The sequence below is a fragment of the Ferrovibrio sp. genome (genome assembly GCF_002796975.1).
Classification (GTDB): domain Bacteria; phylum Pseudomonadota; class Alphaproteobacteria; order Ferrovibrionales; family Ferrovibrionaceae; genus Ferrovibrio.
In genome coordinates this window covers 41,786-51,971 of the sequence record NZ_PEKV01000010.1, presented here as the reverse complement: position 1 = coordinate 51,971, position 10,186 = coordinate 41,786, and the positions used below count along the sequence as shown (strand labels likewise).

The following is a 10,186-nucleotide window of genomic DNA, read 5'->3' as shown; positions in this document are numbered from 1 at the left end:
CTCGACCAGAATACCCTGGAAGGCGTCGGCGGTTCGCCCGCAGATCTCCAGGCCTTCATCAAGGCCGAACTCACCAAGTGGAAGCCAGTGATCGAAGCCGCCAAGATCGAGATGTAAGGCCAAACTTGAGATAAGGACAGTCAGTGACCGGTATCGAGATTCCCGCGCTCCCCGTTCCCAAGGTTGCGCTTGTCACCGGCGGCAGCAGCGGTATCGGCAGGGCGACGGCAGCGCGCCTTGCCGCCCTCGGCTCTGCTGTCATCGTCGGCTACAACAGCCGCAGGGAGCAGGCGGAAGCGGTGGTCGCGGAGCTGCCGGGCAGCGGACATATGGCGCTGCGCATCGCCATCGAGGACTCCGCCTCGATCTCGGCGGCAGTGAAGGCCGTCGAGGAGCGTTTCGGACGTCTGGATGCGCTGGTCAATTCCGGCGGCGCCACCACGCCGGTGCCGGCTGCCGATCTCGACAGGCTGACGGACGAGATTTTCGACCGCACCGTCACGGTCAACCTGCGCGGGCCTTTCGCGGTGATTCGCGCCTTCCGCCCGCTGCTGGAACGCGGCAGTAGCGCAGCCATCGTGAATATCTCGTCCATCGCCGCCCGCACCGGGCTGGGCAGCAGCCTGGCCTATCTCTCGGCCAAGGCCGGCGTCGATGCGCTCACCATTGCGCTTGCCAAGGTGCTGGCGCCGCGCATCCGTGTTTTCTCGGTGTCGCCGGCCGGGGTGGATACCGATTTTGTGCCGGGCCGCAGCCGCGAGACACTGGTGAAAACCGCCGAGAAGCTGCCGCTGGCGCATGTCACCACGCCGGACGATGTCGCGCGCGCCGCCATCGCCTGTATCGTCAGTCTGACCAGTTCGACCGGAATTATCGTGCCGGTGGACGAAGGCCGGCATCTCTGAGGACGGCATGGACAAGCTGAAATTCTATATCGACGGTGCCTGGGTCGATCCGGCCATCCCCATATCGCTGGGCGTGCAGAATCCGGCCACCGAAGAGATTTTTGCGAAGATCAGTCTGGGCTCGCAGCAGGATGTCGACCGCGCCGCCAAAGCCGCCCGGCGTGCCTTCGCGACTTACTCACTCACCAGCGTCGAGACGCGGCTGGGCTATCTGCGCAGGATCGTCGCCGGCTTCAAGGCGCGCCTGCCCGAACTGGCGCGGACCATGACGCTGGAAATGGGCGCGCCGATCACCTTCGCCACCGAACGCCAGGCGACAGTCGCACTTTTCCATTTCGAGGAAGTGGTGCGCGTGCTGGAGGCGTACAAGTTTGAAGAGCCGATGGGTCCGGGCGTCATCCGCCGCGAGCCGATCGGTGTCTGCGGGCTGATCACGCCGTGGAACTGGCCGCTCAACCAGGTCGCCTCCAAGGTGGCGCCTGCCCTGGCCACCGGCTGCACCGTCGTGCTCAAGCCAAGCGAGATCGCGCCGCTCAGCGCGCTGCTGTTCGCCGAGATCCTGCATGAGGCCGGGTTGCCGGCCGGCGTGTTCAATCTGGTCAACGGCGACGGGCCGAACGTGGGCGAGGCCATCGCATCGCATCCCGAAATCGACATGGTCTCCTTCACCGGCTCGACCGCAGCCGGCATTCGCGTTGCCAAACTCGCGGCCGATACGGTCAAGCGCGTGGCGCAGGAACTGGGCGGCAAGTCGGCCAACATCATCCTGCCCGATGCCGATCTGAAGGCCGCCGTCATTCAGGGCGTCCATGCCTGCTACACCAATGGCGGCCAGAACTGCCAGTCGCCGACCCGCATGCTGATCCCGCGCGCGCAACGCGACGCGGCCTTTGCGGCGGCGCGCCAGGCGGTGGATGCCGTGCGGCTGGGCGATCCGCTCGATCCCGCCACCACGCTGGGTCCGATGGTGAGTCAGTCCCAGTTCGACAAGATCCAGGCACTGATCCAGTCGGGGATCGACGAGGGCGCGACGCTCGTTGCCGGTGGCGCCGGACGTCCGGCCGAGATCAATCGCGGCTATTATGTGCGCCCGACCGTGTTCGGCGATGTCACGCCACAGATGCGGATTGCGCGCGAAGAGATTTTCGGCCCGGTCCTGTCGATCATCAGTTACGACAGCGAAGACGAGGCCATCGAAATCGCCAACGACACGCCGTTTGGTCTGGCTGGTTTCGTGCAGTCGAAAGACCGCGACCATGCCCGCAAGGTGGCCAACCGCATTCGCGCCGGCCGCGTCTATCTCAATGGCGCGCCGTTTGACCGCAGCCTGCCGTTCGGCGGCTACAAGCAGTCGGGCAACGGGCGCGAATTCGGCATTTTCGGTTTCGAGGAATATCTTGAGGTGAAGGCGATTCTGGGCTGACGGCATTTTCGGCCAGCGGCCGGCCTACGCGGTCGCTGGAACCTCCCACTGAACGCCGGCACTTCACCCGAAGTGCCGGCGTCTTTTTTCAGTTGGCGAACTTGTCCAGGCCCTTGCGGCCCAGCCACTTGGAAAGCTCGTCAGCCACCGCCTCGTTGTTGAGATCGGCGAACGCGATATGCGAATTGCCCTTCAGTCCGGCATCCGGCAGCATCAGCACCTCGCAGTCGCCGCCATGTTTGTTGACGATGCCGCAGAAGGTCCTTGCCACTTCGGCAGAGTTTTTCCAGATCGGGCGGGTATCGGTGTAGTCGCCGAACACCAGCTGGATCGGGAATTTGGTCAGCTTCATGAACTCGGCCAGCGGCACGGAATGCGGGCCATAGGGCGCTTTCGGCTGCGGTGCCGGGCCTTCGCCGATCGGGAAGACGAAGCCCGGCGTCTCATAGGCGACGATACCCTTCATGTTGCTGCTGTTGGCTTTCAGGGCCGAGAGCAATGCGCGCCAGCCGCCGGCCGAATTGGTCAGCGCCACGACAGGCCCGATGCGGTCGATGGCCTGGCCGCCGGCCTCGGCCTGCAGCAGGGCATTCTCCAGCGTGTCGTATTCGTCATAGCGGGCGCGGGTCGCCTGGTTCCAGGCTTCCTTGTCGGCGGTCGGGAATTGCAGGCCCGGATGCCAGTTCGGATAGGTGATGCCGAACCGCCAGGCGGCGAAATTGCGCTGGTCGAAATAGTCCGGCTTGTAGGTGATCGGCTCGCAGCTCCAGTTGGCGCGGCCGACGCGCGGACCATCCCACAGATAGACCGGATAGCCCTTGCGCAGGAACATGCTCTTGAAGCCTTCGCCGCCATCCCAGCGGTTCTCCCACACCTTGGTGCTGGAGCTGTGCCACATGATCAGGCCGGTCTGGCGGCGCTTCTGCGGAATGAAATATTCGACATAGCCGTGATCGCAGGACAGCGTCTCGTTCGGATTCTTCGGATTCGAGATCATCTTGCCGCCGACTTCATAGGCGCCGGTGGAGTCGAGGATGATCGGTGGTTTTGCTGTGGTCTGGGTGCAGGCGGCCTGGGTGAGAGCGGCGAATACCAGTGCTGCGGCCGGCAGCTTGAGCTGTGTCCAACGCATGTGAGTTCCTCCCGTTTATGCGGGTGACCCTATCGGCGCCGGAAGCCGGGCGGCACGGGAGTTTCTGCTCATTTCGCGATCCGGAACGAGCATCGCTTGCCATCCCCATGCCTGCGTTTCACAATGCGAAACAGGCAGCCACTCTGAGGAAACGCCATGCCCCCGGCCAGTCCGTCATCTGGCGATCAGGTCCAGTCGGTCACGCGCGCGCTCGATCTGCTGCAGGCGCTGAACCGCCAGAAGATCGCGTCGATCAAGCAGCTGCATGACACGACCGGCCTGCCCAAGCCGACCATCGTCCGCCTGCTCAAGACGCTGATCGCGAAAGGCTATGTTGCCAACGATCCGCGCCAGGGCGGTTACTCCGTCACGTCGCTGGTGCGTGCGCTCAGCTGCGGCTTCCATGGCGATCCGCTGGTGGTAGAAGCCGGCCGCGCCTGGGCCATCGATCTGACCCGCCGGTTCAAATGGCCCGCCGCGATTGCCGTGCTGGACGAGAATGCGATGACGGTCCGCTTCAGCACCATCCCGGAAAGCCCGATCTCGCCCTTCCACGGCACGGTCGGGCTGCGGCTCAGCCTGGTCTCGCGCAGCCTGGGCCGGGCTTACCTTGCCTTCTGCCCGCAGGCGGAACGCAACATCCTGCTGCAGATGCTGTCCGCCTCGAAGGATCGGGAAGATGCCGCGGCGCGCCGGCCGGCGGCGCTGCTGCGTGCGCTGCAGGCGATCCGCAGCCAGGGTTTCGCTGAACGCGATCCCGGCGTCGAGCCGAAATCCTCCTCCACCCTGGGTGTGCCGGTGATGGATGGCGACCGCGTGGTGGCCACTCTCGGCCTGACCTATTTCACCTCGGCCATGAAGCGCGCCCAGGCCGTGGACCTCTATGTGCCGCATCTGCGCTCGGCGGCGGACAACATCTCGCGCAGCATCAGCCGCCTGGGAAGCTGAACCGGGCACCTGACTGCCGTTCCGCCATACGAAACACGGTGGGAAACTTCGTCCTCTCCGCAGCCGCCTTCCGTATGATCCGGCCTCTTGCCCATAGTGCATGATGAGGGAGGCGTGCCGTGTACAATCCCAGCGATCCGCGCGCGAGTCTGGCCGGCGCGAAACCGGCCGGTACACCCAAGGTGCCGATCACCGCCTATGGCGCCTGCGAATATGTGCGCTTCTACGACGAGCCGCAGCGCGACGAGCCCGAGGGCAAGACTTGGTATGCGCGCGGGCAGAATTTCCTGATCGCGATCACCGATACCGTCGCGGGCGCCGTGCTGGCGCGCGACGCCCAGCCCGACGAATACGCCATCATCCTGGACGACAAGGCGCTGGAAGTGGAAATCACCACCGCCGACGGCACACAGACGGTAAAGGGCGGTTCACTCGCCTTCATTCCGCCCGGCAGGTCGAGCGTCAAGGTGATCAAACCCGGCCGCATCGTCCGCATGTTCACCACGCAGTCGGCAGATCTCGCGGCGAAGTGCATCAATGCCGCGTCCTACCAGGAGCCTAAGCCGATGGTGGCGCTGGCCAGGCCCTGGCCGACCCCGAAGGATGGTTTCAAACTGCGCGTCTATACGCTGGACGTGCCGCCCGAGAAAGGCCGCTTCGGCCGCATCTGGCGCTGCACGACCCTGATGATCAACTATATCGATCCGCGTCAGGGGCCGCGCGATCCCACCACGCTGTCGCCGCATCACCACGACGATTTCGAACAGGGTTCGTTGGCGCTGGAAGGTGAATTCATTCACCACATCCGCTGGCCGTGGACGCCGAACAAGCATATCTGGCGCGACGACCAGCATGAACTCTGCGGCAGCCCGTCGATTGCCGTCATCCCGCCGCCCTCGGTGCATACGACCGAAGCCTGCGGCAAGGGGCTCAACCAGCTGATCGACCTGTTCTGCCCGCCGCGCATGGACTTCTCGCTGAAGCCCGGCTGGGTGCTGAACGCCGACGATTATCCGATGCCTGAGTGAGCGAAATGAGTGATGTGCGTTCCTTCCGCCAGCGCCTGCTCGCCGGCGACAGGCTGGTCGGGACTTTCCTCAAGACGCCGACCAGTCATGCCACCGAGATCGTCGCCAGTCTCGGCTTCGATTTCGTGGTGATCGACCAGGAGCATGCACCGTTCGACCGCACCACGACGGACATCGCCTTGATGGCGGCACGCGGCAGCAATATTCCGGCGCTGGTGCGCGTCTCCGGTCCGGAGGCAGTTCTGTCGGTGCTCGATTGCGGCGCCAGTGGCATCCTGATGCCGCATGTGGTCAGCGCTGAACATGCACGCGAGGTGGCGGCGCTCTGTCGCTATCGCGGTGGCCGTCGCGGCTATGCCACCAGCACCCGCGCCGGCGGTTATACCGCCGTGCCGATGTGGCAGCATATCCGCGCCGCCGATGATGCCGTGACGGTGATCGCGCAGATCGAAGACCCGGAAGCGCTGGACGAGATCGACGCGATTGCCGCCGTTGAAGGCATCGATTCGCTGTTCATTGGCCGGGGCGACCTGACGGCGGCGTTCGGCAACGAGACGCCCAATCCGCCCGAAGTCCGCACGGCCGTTGAAAGGATCTGTCTGGCAGCGCGCAAGGCGGACAAGCCGGTCAGTGTCTATGTCGGTGCCCGGCCCGAGGCCGAATGGCTGCGCGACCAGGGCGCGACGACGTTCATTCACAATTCCGACCAGGGCTTCCTGCGCCAGGCCGCCATGAAGGGCCTGGCCGAGATGCGCGACGTGCTCGGCTGACGCAGATGCAGGAAATCCGTCCCGCCGATCTGCCCGGCGATGCCGCCTACAAGCTGCTCTGCGGCCTGGTGGTGCCGCGTCCGATTGCCTGGGTCAGCACCATGTCGGCCGATGGTGTTTCGAATCTCGCGCCGTTCAGCTGCTTCACCTTTGTGTCGCATACGCCACCGATGCTGGGCGTCAGCATCGGGCGCCGAGAAAATGGTCTGAAAGACACCGCGCGCAACATCCACGAGACGCAGGCCTTCGTGGTGCATATCGGCGACGAAACGCTGCTCGATCCCCTTCATCGCAGCGGCGGCGAATTCCCGCCCGAGGTCAGCGAGGCCGATCTGCTCGGGCTGGAACTGGTGCCGAGCCGGCTGGTGGCGCCGCTGCGCGTGGCGAAAGCGCCGATTGCGATGGAATGCCGGCTGCACAAGGTGGTCGATTTCGGCAGGAACCAGTTCTTCGCCGGCGAAATCCACCTGTTCCATATCCGCGAAGACCTGATCACGGGCACCCGCATCGATGCCGGCCGGCTGCGCCCGGTCGCGCGGCTGGGCGGACCGAACTATTCCACGCTGGGCGAGATCATCGGCATGGCGCCGCAGTCTGAATCACGCGCAGAACCGGCGATTGCGCTGAACGAACACCACCAGGAGGCACGGCGATGACCGATCCGATTCTTATGTTTTCCAAAACGGTCGAAGAGTATTCCGATGCGCCGGAGTCGGTGATCGCCGATATCCTGCGCGGCGCCGTCGACCTGCATTGCCACAGCGGCCCGTCGGTGATGCCACGTTCGCTCAATCACCTGCAGGCGATCCTCGACGCCCAGGAGGCCGGCATGCATGCCGTGCTGTTCAAGGATCACTACTATTCGGTCACGCCGATCGTGAAATACCTCGAAGAGACGATGCCGGATCTCAAGCTCAACCTGCTGAGCGGCGTCGCCCTCAACAATACCGTGGGCGGCCTCAATGTGTACGCGGTCGACCACATGCTCAAACTCGGCGGCCAGATCGTGTGGATGCCGACCTTCAGCGCCGCCAACCATCTGCGCCATGGCCACCGCCATGTGATCCTGCCGACCAAAGAGCAGATGCTGGCGCCTACAGGTCTCTCAGTCGTGACAGATAAAGGCGACCTGAAGGAGGAAGTGAAGCCGATCCTCGACATCATTGCCGAAGCCGATGCCGTGCTGTCGGCCGGCCATCTGCATATCAGCGAAATCTGGCCGCTGTTCGACGAGGCGAAGAAGCGCGGCGTCAAGCGCCTGCTGGTCAATCATCCGACCTTTGTGATCGACGCGACGCTCCGCGACATCAAGGAACTGGTCGGGATGGGCGCCTATATCGAACATTCCTTCTGCATGTTCATCAACGAGACCTACAACAAGAAATTCACCGGCGAGCAGCTTAAACAGCTGGTTGAGGCGGCCGGCGTCGACCGCACCATCCTCGGCTCCGATCTGGGCCAGGCGAAGAATCCGCATCCGGTCGCCGGCTTCCGTGCCGTGATCCGGCTCTGCCTCGGGCTCGGCTACAGCGAGACGGAGATCCGCAAGATGATCGGCAGCAATGCCTGCCAGCTGATGGGCCTGCCGGCGCCGCAGCGCGCGGCCTCGGCGGCGGCTGGGGAGTAGAGGCGGCGGCGGGTTTAACCGACCTTGACTTTAACCCTAAGTTGCCATATTGTTCTTTATACGGTTTAGGTTTCACGGGCCATGTTTCACGGAATAAGCCTCAAATAAGACACATATAAGCACGCGATAAGCCGGAATACGCATCGCATATGGGCGGGGCAAGACGCTGCCAAGGGGCAAAATATCCCCCTGAAACAAGCCTTTAGGCTAATTCCCGAGCGGCAGGAAAGCTGTAACCTGCGGCTCCCGAGTTTTTGGATGGAGCGGCAGCAGGCATGACACGGCAGATTCTCGTATCCGGCGGCACCAGCGGTATCGGCGCCGGGATCGCCCAGGCTTTCCGCGATGCGGGCGATGCGGTCACGGCGGTCGGCCTCGCCGGCCCCGACCTGGACGCCGCGGCGAAAGACCCCGCCTTCCGCGGCATCGACCTGAAACCGCTCGATGTTTCGGATCAGGCGGCGGTCGATGCCTTTGCCGCGTCGCTGACGCAGGTCGATGTGCTGGTGAACTGCGCCGGCATGATCCGCCGCATGGCGGAATACGAGATGCCGACCTTTCTGAAGGTGCTGGACGTCAATCTCGGCGGCACCATGCGGCTGTGTCTGGCCTGCAAGGATCTGCTGGCCCAGAGCGGCAGGGGCGGCGCCATCGTCAATACCGCCTCGATGCTGAGTTTCTTCGGCGGCCCCGCCGTGCCGGCCTATTCGGCCAGCAAGGGCGGCGTGATGCAGTTGACGAAATCATTAGCAGTCGCCTGGGCGAAAGACGGCATTCGGGTGAATGCCGTGGCGCCGGGCTGGATCGCCACGCCGCTGACGCAGGCGCTGCAGGACGATGCCGCGCGCAGCCAGGTGATTCTGGATCGCACGCCGATGGCGCGCTGGGGCACGCCAGCCGATGTGGCCAAAGCCGTGCTGTTCCTGGCGTCAGATCAGGCCGACTTCATCACCGGTGCCATCCTGCCGGTCGATGGCGGCTATGCAGCCATGTGAGAGAGACGATGACAGACACCAGCCGGATGCCCTACCAGTTGCCGTCTCCGCCCGAAGCGGCCACCGAGATTGTCGTTCCGTCAGTGATTCCCGAGGACGAGCGCGTCTGGGTGCCGCAGGCGGAGAATGTCTGGTTCCGCCCGCTCTGCCTGCACGCGAGTCAGGGCTACTGGGTCAATCTGCTGCGGGTGCGCCGGTCGGGCGTACTCAGCCGGCATCGTCATCCCGCGCCGGTGCATGGCCATGTGCTGCGCGGCAAATGGCATTATCTGGAACATGACTGGGTGGCGACGGCAGGCTCATACGTTTACGAGCCGCCGGGCGAGACGCACACACTCGTTGTGCCGGAAGACTGCCCGGAGATGATCACGCTGTTCCATATCACCGGCTCGATGATCTATGTCGATCCCTGGGGCAAGGTGATCGCCTACGAGGACGTCTTCAGCAAGATCGAGATGTGCCGCAAACATCATGAGTCCTGCGGCCTGGGCGGTGCTTTCGTGGACCAGTTCGTCCGTTAGCTCTTCTTCACCCGCGTGACCAGCTGGGTCGGGTTGACGAAGCGCAGCGCGATCAGCAGCCAGATCATCGTCGTCGCCATGTAGATCACCGCCATGGCGTCGATCGACTGCGGCGCGCGCACGCCGGCGGCATAGACCGCGTAATACAGCGCCACCACCAGGGTCTGGCTGCTTGGACCTGCCGTGAAGAAGGTCAGCTCGAACATCGCAATGGTGCGCACCAGCACCATCAGCAATGCGGCGAGGATGCCGGGCGCCAGCAGCGGCACCAGTACATGCACGAACATCTGCCGCGAATTGGCGCCGAAGACGCGCGCGGCCGCTTCCACGCGCGGATCGATCTGTTCGATGAAGGGAATCATCACCAGCACGACGAAGGGCACGGTCGGCACCAGGTTGGCCAGCACCACGCCCAGGATCGAACCGCCGGCGCCGAACTGGTACAGCACGGTGGCGAGCGGGATACCATAGGTGAGCGGCGGCACCAGCAGCGGCAGCAGGATCAGCAGCATCACGAGACGCTTGCCGGGAAATTCGCGCCGTGCCAGCGCATAGGCACCCAGTACGCCGAGAGTGCCCGACAGCAGCACGACGGCACCGACGACCTGGAAGGTCACGATCAAGATGTCGCCGAGCTGGAATTCCGCCCAGGCCGAGAAATACCATTTGGTGGTGAAGCCCGCCGGCAGCCAGGTGTTGAACCAGCGCGTGCCGAAGGAATTCACCAGCACGCTGGCGATCATCGCCAGCAGGTTGAGCACGAAGAAACCGACCAGCACCCAGATGGTGGTGTTCCAGGCGCGCAGGGCGAGCGGATGGCGATCCAACGCGATCATT

General features: G+C 64.1%; 11 protein-coding genes. 9 read left to right on the top strand and 2 right to left on the bottom strand.

The window, feature by feature from the left end:
- The first annotated feature begins 143 nt into the window (after window positions 1–143).
- Complete coding sequence (locus CTR53_RS12190; RefSeq protein ID WP_290813521.1) at window positions 144–905, top strand: SDR family NAD(P)-dependent oxidoreductase; 762 nt, start codon at window positions 144–146, stop codon at window positions 903–905.
- 7 nt (window positions 906–912) lie between these two features.
- Window positions 913–2,328 (top strand): aldehyde dehydrogenase family protein, encoded by a 1,416-nt coding sequence (locus tag CTR53_RS12185; RefSeq protein WP_290813518.1) that lies wholly within the window; start codon window positions 913–915, stop codon window positions 2,326–2,328.
- Window positions 2,329–2,416: 88 nt separating this feature from the next.
- On the opposite strand, the gene CTR53_RS12180 is transcribed toward CTR53_RS12185, so the two are convergent.
- Complete coding sequence (locus CTR53_RS12180) at window positions 2,417–3,460, bottom strand: alpha/beta fold hydrolase (RefSeq protein ID WP_290813515.1); 1,044 nt, start codon at window positions 3,458–3,460, stop codon at window positions 2,417–2,419.
- 156 nt (window positions 3,461–3,616) lie between these two features.
- On the opposite strand from CTR53_RS12180, the gene CTR53_RS12175 reads away from it, so the two are divergent.
- The 7 genes from CTR53_RS12175 to CTR53_RS12145 all read left to right on the top strand — a co-directional run bounded on the left by CTR53_RS12175 (window position 3,617) and on the right by CTR53_RS12145 (window position 9,349).
- On the top strand, window positions 3,617–4,408 hold the full coding sequence (locus CTR53_RS12175; protein ID WP_290813512.1) for a DNA-binding transcriptional regulator: 792 nt from the start codon (window positions 3,617–3,619) through the stop codon (window positions 4,406–4,408).
- A 119-nt stretch (window positions 4,409–4,527) separates the two neighbouring features.
- Entirely contained in the window at window positions 4,528–5,436 is a 909-nt protein-coding gene (locus CTR53_RS12170) for a hypothetical protein (protein WP_290813509.1), read from the top strand.
- 5 nt (window positions 5,437–5,441) lie between these two features.
- Window positions 5,442–6,206: an aldolase/citrate lyase family protein gene (locus tag CTR53_RS12165; RefSeq protein ID WP_290813506.1), complete on the top strand. Its 765-nt coding sequence runs from the start codon at window positions 5,442–5,444 to the stop codon at window positions 6,204–6,206.
- A gap of 5 nt (window positions 6,207–6,211) precedes the next feature.
- Window positions 6,212–6,862 (top strand): flavin reductase family protein, encoded by a 651-nt coding sequence (locus tag CTR53_RS12160; protein WP_290813503.1) that lies wholly within the window; start codon window positions 6,212–6,214, stop codon window positions 6,860–6,862.
- Window positions 6,859–7,833 carry a DUF6282 family protein gene (locus tag CTR53_RS12155; RefSeq protein WP_290813500.1) on the top strand — a complete coding sequence of 325 codons (975 nt, stop codon included), beginning with the start codon at window positions 6,859–6,861 and terminating at the stop codon, window positions 7,831–7,833. Before CTR53_RS12160 ends, CTR53_RS12155 begins: the two co-directional genes overlap by 4 nt.
- 275 nt (window positions 7,834–8,108) lie before the next feature.
- A complete protein-coding gene (locus CTR53_RS12150) occupies window positions 8,109–8,828 on the top strand; it encodes an SDR family oxidoreductase (protein WP_290813497.1) in 720 nt (239 codons plus the stop codon).
- A gap of 8 nt (window positions 8,829–8,836) precedes the next feature.
- Entirely contained in the window at window positions 8,837–9,349 is a 513-nt protein-coding gene (locus tag CTR53_RS12145; protein ID WP_290813494.1) for a 2,4'-dihydroxyacetophenone dioxygenase family protein, read from the top strand.
- Here the strand turns inward: CTR53_RS12145 and CTR53_RS12140 are convergent.
- Window positions 9,346–10,185 (bottom strand): ABC transporter permease, encoded by an 840-nt coding sequence (locus CTR53_RS12140; RefSeq protein WP_290813491.1) that lies wholly within the window; start codon window positions 10,183–10,185, stop codon window positions 9,346–9,348. The genes CTR53_RS12145 and CTR53_RS12140 overlap by 4 nt on opposite strands.
- Window position 10,186: the final 1 nt, after the last annotated feature.

Bases quoted from the DNA above. Each gene is read 5' to 3' on its own strand.
- CTR53_RS12145 (WP_290813494.1), top strand. From the start codon at position 8,837: ATGACAGACACCAGCCGGATGCCCTACCAGTTGCCGTCTCCGCCCGAA.
- CTR53_RS12150 (WP_290813497.1), top strand. From the start codon at position 8,109: ATGACACGGCAGATTCTCGTATCCGGCGGCACCAGCGGTATCGGCGCC.
- CTR53_RS12175 (WP_290813512.1), top strand. From the start codon at position 3,617: ATGCCCCCGGCCAGTCCGTCATCTGGCGATCAGGTCCAGTCGGTCACG.
- CTR53_RS12185 (WP_290813518.1), top strand. From the start codon at position 913: ATGGACAAGCTGAAATTCTATATCGACGGTGCCTGGGTCGATCCGGCC.
- CTR53_RS12160 (WP_290813503.1), top strand. From the start codon at position 6,212: ATGCAGGAAATCCGTCCCGCCGATCTGCCCGGCGATGCCGCCTACAAG.
- CTR53_RS12165 (WP_290813506.1), top strand. From the start codon at position 5,442: ATGAGTGATGTGCGTTCCTTCCGCCAGCGCCTGCTCGCCGGCGACAGG.
- CTR53_RS12140 (WP_290813491.1), bottom strand. From the start codon at position 10,185: ATGATCGCGTTGGATCGCCATCCGCTCGCCCTGCGCGCCTGGAACACC.
- CTR53_RS12180 (WP_290813515.1), bottom strand. From the start codon at position 3,460: ATGCGTTGGACACAGCTCAAGCTGCCGGCCGCAGCACTGGTATTCGCC.
- CTR53_RS12155 (WP_290813500.1), top strand. From the start codon at position 6,859: ATGACCGATCCGATTCTTATGTTTTCCAAAACGGTCGAAGAGTATTCC.